Here is a 16,484-nt window from a genome sequence, read left to right on the forward strand (position 1 = left end):
CCAATTTTCCCGGTCTGCCCTGACGCAGCCCGTTCAGGGCGGAGGCAGGGTGCGCAGCATCCGTTAGCGAAAGCGGCGCGGGCGTCCGGTGAAACCGGACCAACCTGGATTCGCGATGTAGCAGTCGAGAAAGGGACGAAGGACCGCAACGAGACGTCGCGCAATTGCAGAATGCAGGTTGGTCCGGTTTCATCGGACGCCCGCGCGGGTGAATTTCGTAGACAAGCCCGTTCAGGGCGCAGGATGCGAAAGAGGGTGGAAGCTCGCGCAGCGAGTTGGAACCCTAAAAGACTGACGGGGCGCTCCCCCGACGGTCTATGGGTGTCCTTTAGGACGCCCACGTCATCCATCGGATGGCGGCTTTTAGCGCTTGTGATTTGTAGAAAAAACATGTTTTTTCTATGCCCCGTTCTATTGGTCTTTCTATTGTTCAGCCTATTGCTAAAGCAATAGAAAGGCAATAGGATAATGCACATTGATATGCGCATAACGATATTGAAGGATTTAAGGGGAAGAGCCATAAATCCGCTATAGAGGAACTTTCCGATTCGGAAAGTCTCTAGAGTCTTTCGATTTAGGAAGACAGGAAAGAAGGAGGCCGAAAACTTTCCGATTCGGAAAGTCAGGCCGGAAGCGTGGTAACTTTCCGAATCGGAAAGTGGGTTAAAACTTTCCTATTCGGAAAGTCAGCGCCGGAATACAAAACTTTCCGAATCGGAAAGTCAGAAAGGCAAGCAATAATGCTCGGGTTTATGGATGTCGTTAGAGGATAGTAAATGGAAATTTTACGCTTTATTTTGCTCAATACGGACCCAGGCTTAACAACCGTATTTTGTTTTTTAATCGGCGTACTTCTTTTGCTTGCGGTCACGGGCGCAGTAAAAGAATCAGATGACGCAACAGTAATGGATCTTGCTTTTCTATATGTGCGCCGCTGCGCAATGATTCTAATCTTCGCCTGCGGACCTTTACTGGTTGTAGGCATGTACATCTATGCGTATTCCGTCTACGGCTACGATGGTGACAGAGCCACCCAGTTCATGAGCCTGTGGTATGGCGAATTTAGAAAATCCATTGCAGACCTTTGGTGGTGCTTTCTAGTAGTGCTATCAGCACCAATGTTTTTACGCATGATCATGCTGCGCTGGGTACGCCCAAAAATTAATAGCTGGAAGCGAAAATTTCGGGTTCAAGCTAGCGGCGATGCGCTTAGTGATATCCGCGTAGACATGGACAAACTCAAAGCAAAAGACTTCAACCCACAAGATTTTTATGTTGAAGGGCAGATGTTTTTAGGTTTGGACGATACCGGCGCTGGCATCTATATGGCCGACGAACTGTTTAGAAAAAACCACTCCAAGGTAATTGGCCCTTCGCAAACGGGTAAGGGCATCATGCTTGGCGTACTGCTCGATCAAGCAATCATGAAAGGCTGGGGAGCATGGTTTGTAGATCAAAAACCCGATGACTTTATCTACGACATTATGCGCGAAAGCTGTGAACGTCATGGCCGCCCTGCCCCGCTTGTTCTAGATTTAAACGGTGTTGGTCCAGGTTCATATGGTCCCTTTATCGGCGGTAGCCGTAGAGAACGAAGGGAGCGCGTTGTAAAGACTTTCGCCATGGCCGACAACGGCACAAACGCGGACTTCTTCAAACGCGAAGAACGAAAAGTGCTGGACTATCTCATGCCTCTTTGGGACGGCACACTGGGCCAGCTTGCGAAGTTATTGAAGGGTAATCACCCTGAAATAAACGATGTAATGAAAAGTTGGGTTAGAGAAAAAAACGGTAGCATTGAGTCGAACGTAAGTGAGTTCATGCAGCTCGATACCCTGCGCGCAACTGTAGAAGAAAGCTTCAAGGTTGAAGAAGCTTTACGCTCGGGGGCAGTTGTTTATGTCCGCTCAAATATCAATGACACTATCGTTAGAAAAGCATGTATTGCCCTGCTGGATGAGCTAGTGCAAATCGCTCTTAAAAAACCACTGGCTCACCCAACATATCTTGTCCTGGACGAAATCAGATTTATCGTTTCGCAGACATTGGCAGACGCTCTGGCTACTGTACTTTCCAAAAATGTGTTCATGGCTTTGACCTATCAAGCACTAACCGACCTTTTGAACCTGCCGGACAAAACACTCAATGCGCAGTCAATTAAGGGGGGGATTGATATCAATACCCAAATTACTTTGACCTACCGCGCAAACGATTTTGAAACCGCAGAGTGGTTAGCAAGCCTGACCGGCAAAGCGCAGAAAACCGTCACGAAAATGGAGAAGGTGGAAATCAATAAAGGCGGCGCTGAATTATGGGGGGATGAACGCTCAGTAGGGCAGGTAGAAGAAACGACCGTTACCACCAATCAACTTCTCGCACTCCCAGCAAGGGTAAGCGCGCTTATTCGCCCGAATCACCTAGCCGTAATTATCTATACGTGCTGGATCAGCGTTAAAGAGTTTAAGGGGCTTCCACCTCGCAACCCTGCGAAGCCCCCTGCCCCGCAAGCGCTCATCGCAGCTGACGCCGTAACCGCCCTCAAGGCGACTAGCGAAGTCGCTGAGGAAGACCCATTTACATCCCCTTCCGCGACTAATGAAGATCCATTTGCAAGCCTTGAAAAGGTTAATGAGGAAGACCCATTTGCTGCGCTTGAAAACGCTGAAAATGATCCGTTTGCCAGCATTGACACAAACGAAATTACCGGGCCTTCTGAAGACCCGTTTGCTCAAACAAACGCAAATGATGACGAACGTTTTACACCAGAACCAATGCCACAAAAACCAGCTGGAAAAGCTAAGCTGACCGCTGACCAAAAAGCAGCAATTGAGGCGGCAGGAATTGCCATCACAAGCCCACGACCGCCTAAACCAAAACCCGCCGCTCCGGTGGATCTGTCCTCCCTGGACGATATCGAAGGAATCTAACAATGACCAACGAAGCGCCGTTTCCAAAAGTGATTGGTGTAAGCACCCCTAAAGGGGGTGTTGGCAAATCAACGACCATCACTGGCTTGGGCCTGTATCTGAGTCTCCAGGGCAAAAAGGTTTTATTTATTGATCTGGACAACATCGCTAGTTTGACCAACAACCTGCAAGGTGCCGAAGTAAGGTACGAACATTTGAGCAACGTTACTCACTTGTTTAAAGATCCTGAAGACGAACAAGCTGCGCCGATTACTGTAAGCGTTATCTCGGACAATATTCATTTGATCCAGGGCGACTCCAGCGTTAGCGAAATTAACCGCTCAAACGATTTGACGATTGTTACGGCACTTAAAGACAACCTTCATATGAGGGTGCCGAACATCGAAAGCTATGACTACATCCTGATTGATACGCCTGCGGGTAATGGCAACACACTGTTGGCCACGTTGATTTGTGCAGACTTGATCTACTCCCCTATTGACCTGGACCACAACGCCATCGGGTCACTGAAAGAGCTAACAAAGGTTCTAAAGCCTGTAAAACGCGGCCTGAACAAAAACCTCCAATGGGGTGGCTTCGTTATCAATCGCGTGAAAACGCTTGTTAGCGTCCTAGGTAAAAAGGTTCCGCACTCACTAGGTGACAGAGCGATCTATGAGAGCTTAGTAACCGCTTACGGGGACGTTGCCCTACTAGGCGTAATTGGCCTACGCGACCCTATTAAAGCTTCGATTAGTAGCGGCAAGTGGATCAGCGGCAAAGATGGATCTGCACAAGACGCATCCTTTGAATTTGAAAACTTTTGCAAGAAATTGATGGAGAAAATCTAATGACGAACAGTATCAGCGAACTTCTGCGTAGCGGCGAGAATGATCCAATCACCGGCGAAGCAATTACACTTATTCACCGCTCGAAAATCATACCAACGGAAGGTCAGGACCGTGACGACTGGGATAATCCTGAGACCATTGCGAACATTCAATCCATTCGCAAATCCGCTCAAATCAAAATTGAAGACGGTCGATATTTCGGTATTCGTTATCCATTGTTTGTAGGCTCGCCAGATGAAAACGGTAATTTCCCAATTATCGACGGTGAATGCCGGTGGCGGTCAGTTGAGTCACTGCCTGAAGAACTCCAGATGCTGCCTTGCATTGTTCGTACTGGCAGCAAGAAAGAGCAACGCCTAGACCACACCGCATCCAATGGCGCACGTAAAGGGCTGACACTGTTTCAAACCGCCATGTCTATTCAGCGAGACGAAAAAGAATTCGGGCTCACCACTGAAGAAATTATTGCTGTTCACGGCCTGCCAAACCAAACAGCTCTGAGCAAGTACAAGGCAATCCATAAGCTCGGTGATCGAGCTAAAGAGTTGGTGCGTTCAGGCACGTTCCAGGACGTTAACTTGGTCTACGAGCTGAAAAAACTCGACGATGACCAGTTGACCAAACTTGAAAAAAGAATTGCCAAAGGCGAATCCATTCAGCAAGCGATTAAAGCCCTTATTCCTAAAGAGCCTAAGCAGCCAAAAGAACAACCTAAAAGTGAAGATAAAACTCCCGGCGATGCGGATGAAAACGGTGCTGGTGACGGCAAAGAAGCCGGGGCAGGGGATCTAAAACTTTCCGATTCGGAAAGTTCTATATCCCTGACCATTGGCCTAAATGCCGCTAAAGCTCTCGCTGCATTGCTCGATGTACCAGCGGACTTGGACCCTAAGTCACTTCAAGCGGCTCTTGTTGAAGCAATTAAAGGCATGGCATCAGACCTCTCAGAAGGCGCTGAATAATGGCCTTGGTGCGTCTGGCAAACCTAAATGACTACGAGTCGGTAGATGTGCTGGGACGCACCATGTTCAAAATAACGTGGTGCCCCACACTTTGCCCTGGAAGCCCCACTGAAGACCCCCGTATAGGACTTGAGCTATTTAACGAATGGCAATGCGCCGTCGCGGCGGGTTTAGATAACCTGCCGGGGCCAGCCGAAAAGCTGACCGCGATAGTTAGTTGGTGCTTAGCCACTGATTCGACCGATAGGGTGCGTTTGGCAAAAGAACTGGTTAAGGCGAACCGAGACGCGGGTTATGTAGTGGGGCTTGAATTCAACAATTCAGATTATGCCGAACCGGGACTTGGGTATCGGTATGAGTTGGCTTTTCTAAAAGAACAGATTCGGCTATTAGCTGCTGCCCAGGTCATGCAGCTACAGAATCTAATACAGGTAGTTAGTTATGAGTGACAAGGATGAGCCACGGTTTGACGTAAGAATAAAAGTGCACGACCTGTACTTAATCATTCTTTGGGATACCAACTACTTCCCAGGCCATGAAGAAAGTAAAAGAATCTGCGGTGTGCGCATTGCCGATAGCCTGTTTTCCATAGAAGCATTTGCAAGTAATTCTAAGCCTGAATATGCCATTGCCCAGGCATTGGCAGAAAAAGTAAGGCCGGTATTAAGTGACAACCTCAAAGCTGTCGAAGATGACATGAAACAAAGTCTCTCGGCGCTTACTGAAGAACTCACTGATCCGCTTATTAAGGCGATGGATATTGTTACACCTGCGCAAACTGAATACCCACTGACCATCAAGGAAGGGAAGGGTACACCTCTTGTTAACGCATTCGTTCGTCTTTTCGTCATTGCAGATTTGATTGTTGCGAGTTTGAAAGAACTTCACTTCAAAGGAGCGATTAGCAAAAAAGATTGGAAGAAACGCGAAGATCGTTACATCAAACCTCTGCGCAAACTCATGCACGACATGAACCAGACCATCAAGTTGTATCACGAACAGCGTAAGTCGCTGACTTCTAAGTAACTATCGGTGGCTCCACGGAGCCACTGTTTTATTTGCAGGCTATACCGGCATTAATTGCCAATTATGGTATTGGCTTGCCCAAATAAAGGCGAACGCAATGACCACATTGATAATTGTTGAGTCACCGTCCAAAGGCAAGATAATCGAAGAGTATCTTGGTAGCGGTTATCGGGTAGCTGCAAGCGTGGGCCATATTAGAGACTTGCCTGAAGCTGGAATGGGCGTGCATGCACCCGACTTCAAACCTGAATATGTATATACAGAGAAAGGCCGTGAAGTTGTAGCGCGGCTGAAACGCTTACAACAAGAATGCGAAGACGGTGTAATTCTCGCTACCGACATGGATAGGGAAGGGGAGGCTATTGCATGGCACCTGAAACAAGTCCTTGGAATTAAAGACGAACGCCGTATTACATACAATGAGATTACACCTACAGCTTTGAAAAAAGCTCTGGCTAATCCTCGGACCATTGATTTAAAGCAAGTCGCAGCCCAAGAAGCACGACGCATTACAGATAGACTTATCGGCTACATGGTTAGCCCAGTTATCGCAGAGGCGATGGGCGATAAGAACGCTTCTACAGGACGTGTACAGAGCGTAGCAGTGAGGCTTGTAGACGATAGGGAAAAGGAGATTGCAGGCCACTCTAGCCTCAATCACTACGGCGCTGAGCTGACCTTTGGCAGTTGGAAAGCATCATGGGATGCAAAACCACTTCTCGACGGGCAAAAGCATTGGACCGATAAAGACTTTGCAGAACTGGTAGCCGCAGTCAGAAGCGTTAAGGTCTTGAGTTGCGACGATAGTGAGTCCACCAGTTCACCGCCTGCACCTTTCACAACCACTACCCTTCAAGCCGCAGGTAGCAACGCGCTTGGTTTTGGCCCTAAGCAAACGATGGAAATCGCCCAAAAGCTCTATGAGCAGGGCGCAATCACGTACATGCGAACAGATAGCACCGCGCTTTCAGACGATGCGCTCAATGAAATCTTTGCCTACGGCAAAGAAAATTCCTTACCTATTGTTGAACAGGCCCGCACCTGGAAACAAAGGGATGACTCCCAGAACGCGCATGAAGCCGTTAGGCCGTCGCACATATCTGCAACTACAGCTGGACAGAACGAGAACGAACGTAAGCTGTATAACCTGATCTGGATGAGAACTGTTGGTTGCCAGCTCCAGGACGCACGCTTTGCGGTGAGAGTTGCCAGGCTTGAAGCAGTGAGTCCAGTAGGTGACAGCACTATCGTTTTTGAGGGTCGCGGCAAAAAACTTATCTACAAAGGCTGGAAAGAGTTAACCCCGTTTGACAGCTCCGAGGATCAAGAAGACGAAGCAAATCTTGAAGATCAAGACTCGGATAACCCAGTACCAAAACTGACAGTTGACGATTATTTAGATGCCGACAACGGTAAGTTAATTGAAACAAAAACAAAAGCACGCCCACGCTATACCGAAGCCAGTTTGATTAAAGAAATGGAACGCTTGGGCATTGGTCGCCCAGCTACTTACGGCGCTGTCATTGAAACTATTATCGACAATAGAAACTATGTGGAGCGCTTTGGGAAAAAGAAACAGCTAAAAATGGCTTTTCGCGGCATTCGATTAATGAATGTTCTTCGCGATAACTTTCAATTCCTAAACTACGACTTCACTAAAATTCTGGAAGAACAGCTTGAGGGTCTTGCGACCGGCAAAGCAAATTACAAAAACCTCCTGGGCGCAGTACATAAGCGCTTGCTTGGCGAGCTGGAAGCATTCAAAGCAAAGGTTCCCGTTGCGTATCCTTGCCCAAAATGCTCCCGTGGCTTGACCCTAAACCCTGCGAAGAACAAAAAGTCTTCGTCCTGGTGGGGATGCAGCGGCTACACCCAAGATGACAGCGGCTGCGATTACATGGCAGAGGATGCAGACGGAAAACCGGGCAAAACCTCCGGTCCGATACTTACCGAATTCGCCTGTACAGGGTGCGGTAAGCCGCTGATTCACCGGGTAAAAGAAGGGGAGGGCGGGTGGTCATTTTTCGGTTGCTCGGGTCATAAAGATGGTTGTCAGCTGAGCTTTCCCGATAAAAATGGCGAACCTGATCTAACTGCCCCTCGGGTGCCAAAAGCCAAAGCTGAAGCGGTCCCTTAGTAACAGCGAAAACTAACGCTACATGCCTCCTTAACTAGGGGGCTTTTTTTTGTCCTGATTTTGTGCACGCGATTGGCATATGAGAAATTATACGTTAGTATTAACTCGTCAACTTTAAGAGCGCACGGTTGACTGAAACGCTCTCCTACTAAACTTTACAAGGATATATACCATGTCTGGTATTGAACTCGATTTCCAATCTTTCAATCCGATCTTTGAATTTGCGCCGGATGTTTTGGGTGATTTTGCTGAATGTAAATCTCCTTTCGCATCAGCCTTCATGGATTATCTAAAAGCTCACGCTTTTGGTAATATTCATGTTCACTCAAAGTACGTTAAAGCGAACCTTTTGAAAACTGAAGCAATTCAGGCTTTCTACGATAAACATTATCTTTATGTCGTTCGCACCATTGATAACGACTCTAAAGTTTTTCGATTTTATGCACCAACTGAACTGCGTTTTGTAGATGCAGTTAAAATTGTTGAGTCGCATCAACGAATGTCTACATTGGATCTGTTAGATTTCTAATCTACTGATTTAATGCTGACACGACGAGATAGCTTTTGCTATCTCGTTTTTTTTTGCCTAAAGAATAACATTAGGCTATGATTCAGGCTTCAGCGTTAGAGCACACGGCTGAATGAAATGCTCACCACTAACCGATATCGGAGTTCCAACTATGGAAATTCAAGTAGTTCAATTTGATTCTGCTGGCACTCACCATCAGGCAAATGAATATAACGAAGCATGGTCTGTAATGGATGAAGAAAACTATCGTCGCGAAATTTGCGAACGATTGGATTTAAACTTTGATTCATTGCAGATAGATTCTGACCGGATACCGTTCTGAATCACGACCGATAGACATTAATTGTCCGAATAACGAAAGGAACCTTATGGTTCCTTTATTTTTTCTATCTTATTAATATCTAAAAGCAGCGTTAGGGCATATTGCTGCGTTATAGCCCACTACTAATTATTGAGGATATCGGTCATGCATATACATGCCGTTTACGTTAATGATATTAGCCATGCTGTAGTTATGAACTGGCAGACACAAACACATGAGTATTTCATGAGCATTACTACCGAAGATGGTGAATGCCTGTACTCAAGCCTGAATGAACCGACTAAGTTGAGTAGCCTGGATGAATATAAGGCTATCTTACAAAGCTTTGGGATCTATCTGCCTGACAGGTGGGTCGCGGCTTGGGGAAACATGAGCCGTTAACGAGATACAGCACTCAGACTTGAGTGAACGCGAGGGGCATATGCCCCTCGTTTTTTTTGCCCCGCTGGCAGCCAGTGGGAGCCTCTTGGACCGTAGATCAGAGCACACCAAGGGCTCTGCCCTTGTAAACCCGCTCTTGCCGCCGAGGGCTCAGGTGCGCGGGGCGGTGAAGCTACCCCACACACCCGAGCGGAGGCTTGGGGCCACTGCGCACCGTCAAGCAGAATACGCCTGCGGCGGTCCTACGGACGCGGAACCCACCCCCAAGGGGGCGGGGCCCCCGCCATTCAACTTGACCGCGCTTCGTTTACGTAATACATAGGCCGGACGCGAACGTCGTCCAAAAGTATGCGCCAAACAAGGAAGCGGCAATGTCCACAAATAGAAATCGCACCCCCACAAAAGCTGCAAAGTTCATAATTGATGAAATACGGAACAATGCAGTTAGCTCCATCCAGCTAGGGGTAGAGGACTTTTTGATTAGTCGCGATGTACCAGGAAAAACTAACAGAGCAATTTCCGCTGCTAGAAACATATATGCAGGAGTTTTGCTGCTATTCAAATACAAAATAGCCTCACTGGCTAAAACTCCAGAACAGGCAAAAGCATTAATCTATAAACCTGTTTCAATACTTCCTAGTATTACGAGTACCGGCGGAATAACTTGGTACCCAACCACGCATGGTCAAGAAACCATAAACACAAGTATGATTAGGGCAAGGCTTGATAGCCTAGGTGTTAGTCACGACTGGAACGCAATTCTGCCATTACGCGACTGTCGGAATGCTTTGGAACACCTTCACCCTACAGACCCTATCAGCAGCATCCAAGCCTCTATATCTGCACTTTTCCCAATGCTAAGCCGGTTCATCACAGAAGAACTAGGGGAAGCTCCAGCAGCGTTGCTAGGGGACGCCTGGACAACGATGCTTGCTACGCATGACTTCTTCAAGGAGTGCGAGAGCCAAATAAAAAGCGAATGGACTGCAATTGACTACCCTGAATCCGCAATGAGTTTTTTGCGTCAGTGTTGTTGCCGAGCATGTTATTCCTCACTGCTTGGCCCAATGCAAGAAGATGTACAAAATGAAGTTCCAATAGATACAACAGACTTTCGTTTACAATGTGTTGCTTGTAGTCAGACAGAATCAGCTATGGAGTTTCTAGAAGACAGCTTTTCAAACTTGCATGAAGATCCTTTCGAACAAATAGAACCATCTATTGTGCAAGAGTGCAGTTCTTGTCAGGTTCAAATGTATCTAATAACCGACTCTACTTGTCATTGGTGCGGGCATGAAACTGTGTGGCCAAAATGTTCAGGCTGTGAGAAACCGATTGAACAGCATGTTGTAAATGAAGGGGGAAGACTTTGTGATCGATGTTCTGAGGATGAGTGGATGGAGCATAATCGCTAAGAAAAATCAGGACCTACAATAGAATTAGGGGCCATATTTGACCCCTAAGATTTTTCAATATCTATCGCGTCGCAAGTACAGGATTCCATATCCAATAACTAGGATTGCGAATGACAGTCCATAGTGCGTGGATGTGCGGCCCCACCACTTTATGTCGAAGCACATATCTAGAGGCCCAATGCACCCTAATTGATGTAACGTTGGGCTGAACCCCATAACGAGTGCCGAGAGAGCCAAAGGCAGCACATTAACAACGGTTAACGGCCATGAATCTGTTAGCTGCGACCATAACCCAAAGCCCAGTAACCCAATGGCGCACACGAAACCTGTTACCAACATAGCAGCGGCATTAATATCAACGCCCAGCCACTTTGATAAGTTGTCCAAAATGGCATACCCAACTAATCCAGCAAGCACCATCACTGCGATTACATATCCAACGTTGTTCTTTTTTTCGTATTGATAACTTTCCATGTTCACCCCTTAATCTATTTTAGCTTCTAAGATTGTGCCATCTGGCCTAACCGCTACCATACTATTTCCGTCTAATCTTTTGAACGTCCAACGCTCATCAAACGATTTACCAGAAACAGGAACGATCATTACCTTATGGGATCCTGCCGTAACTTTTATTGATCCGCAAAGCTGTTTTTCATTTGGCTGGCAATCATAGCCGTAAGCTTTAGCGCGCTGACCATTATCCAATGTGATCCCCATTCCAGGGGGAATGTAACTAGCGCTATTTCGTGAACTGTTGCTGCTTGGAAGGATCTTTTTAACTTGCCCAACTGCATCTGTTATATCGCGCAATTGAAATTCTGCTTTAGCCGGAATAGAAAAGAATACCGCACTAATACAAATAGCTTTTGCTAATGCTTTCAAGTTTTTAGATTCCATACCTTTTACACCTTATTTTTAAGTTCTTTTTTCACCCGATAGACTGTTGCGACACCACAATCTGCCAATGTTGATATTTGATCTGCTGATGCACTTGGAAACTTTTCTAGAAGCGCCTCGATTGATTCCCATAACCTAACGTTCTTCTGCTTACCTGGGGGTGTCCACTCTGGATCTGCTGCCCGCTTGTTGGCCAGAGCCTGTCTGATACGTTCCACGCGCTTCTGATGGCTCAGGCGTGCCATTGTGGCGGTTAGGTCTAGCAGCATGTCATTGATAACAGCCATGAGCTGACCGGATATGCTCTTGTCTGCCTGCCGATGTGTTGTCGGCAGATCCTCAACAATCAATCGAAGCTGCTTTTGCTGAAGGATCAATTTTAGTTGCGCCCAGTCTTCCGGTTCCATTCTTGATAGCCGGTCCACCGACTCGACTAACAGAACGTCTCCAGGTTGCGCCTGAGACAAGAGCCGCATCAGTTCAGGGCGGTCTAGTTTCGTCCCGGTGATGTTTTCGCTATAGATCTCCGCAACTGCCAAATCATGAGCCTTCGCAAACTCCAAGAGCATGCCTTTAGCTCGGCCTGCATCTTGGTCTTTGGTCGAAGCTCTTAGATATATGTGCGCCTTCACCGTTCGAACCTCACCATTGCTATCAAATATCTACCAAATCAATAGATCAGAGATAACCTATCATATAGATAGCAAAAAAATGGAAATGATAGCCACTAATCAACATCTATCTGTTTATCCAATAGGTATAGATAAATGATAGGCGGCTGGTTGACCGTATCGAAGCTGTATGGCAAGGCACTCAAAGACTGTTCCCTGCAAACCTAAAACTATTGGGCTATGAGTGCCTTGCCATACAGCTTCACTGAGGGATGTTTAGCGTGTACTGGGTTTCAAATGCTTCCCGAGTTCCTGGAAAGTAACAAAATTCCAAGAGCTACTGTAAACACCCAAGCTAGTGGCCCTATCAGCCATAGGTACTTACTCTGAACTGGTCCAACCTGACTAGGCTCAGCATGCATCCATTCCAGATAAGCTTTTTCTTTATCCCATTCAGCCTGCGCTTCGGCGTCTTCCTTCCGCCATTTATAGCTGGTGATATGGAACGCTAACACGGCCACAAACAACACCACAACTGTCGCTATAAATTTTAAATCATCCATATAATTCCGCATCCAGTTTTTTTTGCTTAATCAATTGAGGGCAATGCCCAGCTTCCGACCGCTGTGCCGCTATTGCACACAGCAACTCAACGCATGAATCCCATGACGGGGATAATCTCTTGCGGCACTCGCCCTGTTAGGACCAAAAACCGCCTCCAGATGCCATATGGGGTCTTCTTGCTGCCATCCTTAAAGGCACGTATACGCCGGTCGTTACCGCCCCCAGTAATGCCCAGGAGGACTGCTAGCTTTGCGTCCGTCCCGTAGTCGCTGAAATAGTTTTGAAAATGCCGAAAGTAGGCTTTCACAATTTCAGGGGCAGGCGCTTCCCAACCTTCGCTTTCTCTCAACAAGTGAGCACGGGAATAAAGGCTTTCGTCTACCAAATCCTGCGCCGGGTATTCCGGGGCCATCAGGTTAGCCTTTAGCTGAGCTATCGCTTCTTTCGTAGCTTCTTCGTATATAAAGCGCTGCTGATCTTGAATATTGGGCAGGTCGATTTTCATACGGTGTCCATAGGTTCGTAAGGTGCTTTATACGCGCCGAAAATTTGTTCCCTTGGCATCGTGAAGCACCTCCATACGGTTGTTATGTTGGTAGAGACTGGGGGCCCTATGGCCCCCTTGCTCACCGTGGCGACAGCTCGATTTGTCGAACGTCTGAAACACGGATATTGACCAGACTTAGCGTTCCGTTTGCCAGCTTTTCCCAGTAACCCTGCTGGTGTACATGAACCAGCGCGTAGAAAAGATAATCCGGCAAGAGAATATCGGTGCGGTGTACCTGTATCCCGATGTGCTGGGGGTTGAACTCTCGTCCAGGTTCACCGCATCGACTCGCTGAGCCCCGTCTAACAAGCCAGAAATGCGCCTCTGGAAAGTTAGTGCGGATAGTCGCAACCTCTGAAAGTCTCATCCCGTTCTCCGCGATGGCAACGACTAGCCTTCTCAGAAACGAGTGGCTCTCTGCGTGCCACCACAAAACCATTATAGGATCAAAGATCCTATGTGTACAGTTATTTAGGATCATAAGTCCTAAAATACTTTCAAAATTGCTATCAATCCAAAGATCGAGAATCTAAACCCGGGCCGAAAACTGCTATCACTTCTCGACCTGGTGCCGCAGTTGGCCACCGAAAAATGCTATCGCTTACTTTGGGGAGGGAAGGGAGCGCTTTGCGCCCCTGACTTGAAAAATGATGGCAATTCCGAGTTTATCGGATATGTCCTGCAGGACATTCTGCTATCACTTTCATTGTGGACGATGGAGATGAAGCAATATCACTTCTTAGGCTTGCATGTGATATTGCCGGTGGTGCCTGAGCATTCAAGCTGAAGGCTATCGCCTTTCTCTCTGAAGTTAGTAAGGACAACCACTTTGGACGGAGCCTCGCTTGGGGCAACGGTGGAGCCTGCGCTAGAGGCGGTACTAACGTTTCGACCGGCCTTTTCAGACTCAGGTAAGAGATAAACGACCAGCATAAAAGCTGCTGCGCCACATATTAGGGTCAGTATTTTGTTTTTAGCCCCCTTCACTATAAATGTGAAAAAAATATAAGTGGTGAAGGGAACAAAAAGGATCACTAAAACGTTTACTAGCAGCATCATCAAAACTCCCTAAACGAGCCATTAAGCCATTGTAGGGGAGCCCTCAGAATTCGGCTTGAAGTACACGTTAATCAGGCGTTTCGCCCCTCATTCAAACAGGTCCTTTTGGCCTGCCACCTCGGCCACCTGGATACAAAGGGGTGCCAACTGCTGCAACAGCGTTTGTGACCGGCGCAGGTTTTCACGCAATCGGCGTATTTCTTCGCGCTGATCTGCGACTTGATCTGATAATTCGTCCAGCTTCGCTATGCCCGCCAAAAAGGCTTGGCTACCAGTAGCTTTCCCGGTTAAGCGCTTAGCAGTTTGAATGAGTGTGTATGGGGTATCACGGAGGGTGAGTGTTGTAGTGTCGGGATTATCGCTCTTCATCATTTCACCTTTTGCTATCATTTTAAGCGTTGGCCAACTCGACCACGCGCCACAATGATAGCAAAAAATCAGCGTTACTGCTATCAAAACCAAGTTATCGTTTGGCCTTTACAGGATAAATGATAGCAATAAGCGATATGCGTTCAGACTTGAAGCCAAGCATAGGATAATTCACAATACTGTATATTTATACAGTGTTGTAGGGGGTTGCTGTGTCTTGGTTCCTGTCTGACGAAATTCCTGAAATACCTGCGGATATTTTGGAAAAGCTCGAGAACCGTTTTGACCGCGGCGATTGCTTTGACGTGGCCGAGGCCGAGCGTGAACGCTCCAGCGTGCGCCGGGTAATCGCAATAAATCAGCAGATCCATCACCGTTTAATTGAACTGCAAACGGATTTGATAACCGCCAATACCAACATGGGGTACATGCGTGAGCAAGTTCAGGATCTGGTCCAAAAACTTCGGAAATCCGGGTCTATGCCTACACATAAGCCCCCCAGCTCGTAAGCCAGCACCTGGAAGACATGTCTTAAACGAAGCGCGGTCAAGTTGAATGGCGGGGGCCCCGCCCCCTTGGGGGTGGGTTCCGCGTCCGTAGGACCGCCGCAGGCGTATTCTGCTTGACGGTGCGCAGTGGCCCCAAGCCTCCGCTCGGGTGTGTGGGGTAGCTTCACCGCCCCGCGCACCTGAGCCCTCGGCGGCAAGAGCGGGTTTACAAGGGCAGAGCCCTTGGTGTTGCTTTGGTCTGCCGTCCAGGGGGCTCCCCCTGGCTGCCAGCGGCATAGCCCGAGGATCGCTTTACATTGAAATCTGAAAAATTCGGACCCTCTTACCCCACTACTTTTTACGCACAGTCACGCGCAACTCCCTTCCGTGTGCGGATCTTCGCAACATGGGGGGAGGGAAATTGTAGGGGGCAGGGAGGGTTGACCCACTATCAATGCTACTCAGGGCGAAGTGGTAGCAGCAGACAGTTACGGACAAGCGCATCTTCAACGCTCTGTTTCTCACCCAGTACCAGGTGAACAACAACACGCAGCTCGTCTTCCATGATTTCGTAGATGAACCGAAACCTGTCAGTGTTGAGCTCACGGTAATTCAGGACACCTAATTCACTGGCTTGAGGGCAAACTTTATAGCCCTTCGGATTGGTTGCGAGCTTTTGCGCAGCAACGTCAATCGTACCGAGTACGCGTGTAAGCGCAGAGTCGGTGCCTTGATAGATGGCCAGATGTTCAATCTGGTCTTCGACGCTTAGTTCAGCGGTGTGGGTGAAATCTACTGTGTAACTGTCCGATAGTGACGTCATTTAAGCCTCCTTATTATGTGTTGGCAAACCTCCTGCTCAGGCGTGCTTTCAGTTCATCAGTCGAACAGTGGTTGCCTTGGGCATAATCGCGGGAACTGATTGCGAGTAATTTCACAAGGGCAATTGCTTCATCGCGACGTTTACGCTCTGCGTAAGACTCCACAACGTATGCAGGTACACCGTTTTGCGTGACAACCATGGGCTCATCTAGAGGCAGGTCGGATGCGTATTTTTTCAAAAAACTAACTGTTTCAACTCTCACAGTCGAAATCTCCTCGGCATGCGGGTTATTCACCCAATGCCACTTCCAGTTTCAGGGCCGTCTCTTAGCCCGAAGCGGTGATTATACATGCGAATCAGTCCAAAGGAAGACCTTTATTAGACTTCTGTGGGTTTAATTCTCATTTGAGGGTCGGATGTATAGCCGCGCAGTCATGCCGTGATAGGGGTTTGGGGAGCAGTGGAACCGAAAACCAACGTAAGCACGAATTAGAGTCCGCTTTACTCGTCTGCGACGTTTGATTGGCGAACTCTGATTGTCGAAACGAGTTTATCGAACCGCTTTTCGGATATTTACGGCCCTTCCTGGTGCTCGTT

General features: G+C 47.8%; 20 protein-coding genes. 10 read left to right on the top strand and 10 right to left on the bottom strand.

The window, feature by feature from the left end:
• Positions 1-776 precede the first annotated feature (776 nt).
• The 9 genes from BFC21_RS26875 (at position 777) to BFC21_RS27395 (ending at position 10,529) form a co-directional block, all read left to right on the top strand.
• A complete protein-coding gene (locus BFC21_RS26875) occupies positions 777-2,927 on the top strand; it encodes a TraM recognition domain-containing protein (RefSeq protein WP_120266818.1) in 2,151 nt (716 codons plus the stop codon).
• Between the two features lie 2 nt (positions 2,928-2,929).
• On the top strand, positions 2,930-3,757 hold the full coding sequence (locus BFC21_RS26880) for a ParA family protein (RefSeq protein WP_094991485.1): 828 nt from the start codon (positions 2,930-2,932) through the stop codon (positions 3,755-3,757).
• Positions 3,757-4,719 carry a KorB domain-containing protein gene (locus BFC21_RS26885; RefSeq protein WP_120266819.1) on the top strand — a complete coding sequence of 321 codons (963 nt, stop codon included), beginning with the start codon at positions 3,757-3,759 and terminating at the stop codon, positions 4,717-4,719. Before BFC21_RS26880 ends, BFC21_RS26885 begins: the two co-directional genes overlap by 1 nt.
• Positions 4,719-5,168: a hypothetical protein gene (locus BFC21_RS26890; RefSeq protein WP_120266820.1), complete on the top strand. Its 450-nt coding sequence runs from the start codon at positions 4,719-4,721 to the stop codon at positions 5,166-5,168. Before BFC21_RS26885 ends, BFC21_RS26890 begins: the two co-directional genes overlap by 1 nt.
• Positions 5,161-5,745 (top strand): AcaB family transcriptional regulator, encoded by a 585-nt coding sequence (locus BFC21_RS26895; protein WP_120266821.1) that lies wholly within the window; start codon positions 5,161-5,163, stop codon positions 5,743-5,745. The genes BFC21_RS26890 and BFC21_RS26895 overlap by 8 nt, the downstream gene beginning before the upstream one ends.
• Before the next feature lie 97 nt (positions 5,746-5,842).
• Complete coding sequence (gene topA, locus BFC21_RS26900; RefSeq protein ID WP_120266822.1) at positions 5,843-7,882, top strand: type I DNA topoisomerase; 2,040 nt, start codon at positions 5,843-5,845, stop codon at positions 7,880-7,882.
• Positions 7,883-8,054: 172 nt separating this feature from the next.
• Positions 8,055-8,411 (top strand): hypothetical protein, encoded by a 357-nt coding sequence (locus BFC21_RS26905; protein WP_095026050.1) that lies wholly within the window; start codon positions 8,055-8,057, stop codon positions 8,409-8,411.
• A 151-nt stretch (positions 8,412-8,562) separates the two neighbouring features.
• Positions 8,563-8,733 (top strand): hypothetical protein, encoded by a 171-nt coding sequence (locus BFC21_RS27390; protein WP_153381688.1) that lies wholly within the window; start codon positions 8,563-8,565, stop codon positions 8,731-8,733.
• 752 nt (positions 8,734-9,485) lie between these two features.
• Positions 9,486-10,529: a hypothetical protein gene (locus BFC21_RS27395; protein ID WP_162939419.1), complete on the top strand. Its 1,044-nt coding sequence runs from the start codon at positions 9,486-9,488 to the stop codon at positions 10,527-10,529.
• A 54-nt stretch (positions 10,530-10,583) separates the two neighbouring features.
• Here the strand turns inward: BFC21_RS27395 and BFC21_RS26915 are convergent, their stop codons facing one another.
• From BFC21_RS26915 to BFC21_RS26945, 8 genes are all read right to left on the bottom strand, one after another.
• Entirely contained in the window at positions 10,584-11,003 is a 420-nt protein-coding gene (locus BFC21_RS26915) for a hypothetical protein (RefSeq protein WP_120266824.1), read from the bottom strand.
• Between the two features lie 9 nt (positions 11,004-11,012).
• A complete protein-coding gene (locus tag BFC21_RS27400; RefSeq protein WP_162939420.1) occupies positions 11,013-11,426 on the bottom strand; it encodes a hypothetical protein in 414 nt (137 codons plus the stop codon).
• Positions 11,427-11,431: 5 nt separating this feature from the next.
• Positions 11,432-12,058 (bottom strand): recombinase family protein, encoded by a 627-nt coding sequence (locus tag BFC21_RS26920; protein ID WP_120266825.1) that lies wholly within the window; start codon positions 12,056-12,058, stop codon positions 11,432-11,434.
• 272 nt (positions 12,059-12,330) lie between these two features.
• The gene (locus tag BFC21_RS26925) at positions 12,331-12,600 is read right to left on the bottom strand and encodes a hypothetical protein (protein ID WP_120266826.1); all 270 of its coding nucleotides are present in this window, start codon (positions 12,598-12,600) and stop codon (positions 12,331-12,333) included.
• Positions 12,601-12,686: 86 nt separating this feature from the next.
• Positions 12,687-13,106, bottom strand: a complete 420-nt coding sequence (locus tag BFC21_RS26930; RefSeq protein WP_120266827.1) for a hypothetical protein — start codon at positions 13,104-13,106, stop codon at positions 12,687-12,689.
• A 121-nt stretch (positions 13,107-13,227) separates the two neighbouring features.
• Complete coding sequence (locus tag BFC21_RS27690; RefSeq protein WP_120266842.1) at positions 13,228-13,515, bottom strand: hypothetical protein; 288 nt, start codon at positions 13,513-13,515, stop codon at positions 13,228-13,230.
• Between the two features lie 365 nt (positions 13,516-13,880).
• Positions 13,881-14,207, bottom strand: a complete 327-nt coding sequence (locus tag BFC21_RS26940) for a hypothetical protein (RefSeq protein ID WP_120266828.1) — start codon at positions 14,205-14,207, stop codon at positions 13,881-13,883.
• Positions 14,208-14,294: 87 nt separating this feature from the next.
• A complete protein-coding gene (locus BFC21_RS26945; RefSeq protein ID WP_153351099.1) occupies positions 14,295-14,576 on the bottom strand; it encodes a hypothetical protein in 282 nt (93 codons plus the stop codon).
• Positions 14,577-14,788: 212 nt separating this feature from the next.
• On the opposite strand from BFC21_RS26945, the gene BFC21_RS26950 reads away from it, so the two are divergent.
• Positions 14,789-15,085: a hypothetical protein gene (locus tag BFC21_RS26950; RefSeq protein WP_120266830.1), complete on the top strand. Its 297-nt coding sequence runs from the start codon at positions 14,789-14,791 to the stop codon at positions 15,083-15,085.
• 436 nt (positions 15,086-15,521) lie between these two features.
• Here the strand turns inward: BFC21_RS26950 and BFC21_RS26955 are convergent, their stop codons facing one another.
• Positions 15,522-15,887 carry a type II toxin-antitoxin system RelE/ParE family toxin gene (locus tag BFC21_RS26955; protein ID WP_094991502.1) on the bottom strand — a complete coding sequence of 122 codons (366 nt, stop codon included), beginning with the start codon at positions 15,885-15,887 and terminating at the stop codon, positions 15,522-15,524.
• Positions 15,888-15,900: 13 nt separating this feature from the next.
• Complete coding sequence (locus BFC21_RS26960) at positions 15,901-16,149, bottom strand: prevent-host-death protein (protein ID WP_120266843.1); 249 nt, start codon at positions 16,147-16,149, stop codon at positions 15,901-15,903.
• Positions 16,150-16,484 lie beyond the last annotated feature (335 nt).

This window comes from Pseudomonas sp. TMW 2.1634 (genome assembly GCF_001703595.1).
Taxonomy (GTDB): domain Bacteria; phylum Pseudomonadota; class Gammaproteobacteria; order Pseudomonadales; family Pseudomonadaceae; genus Aquipseudomonas; species Aquipseudomonas fragi.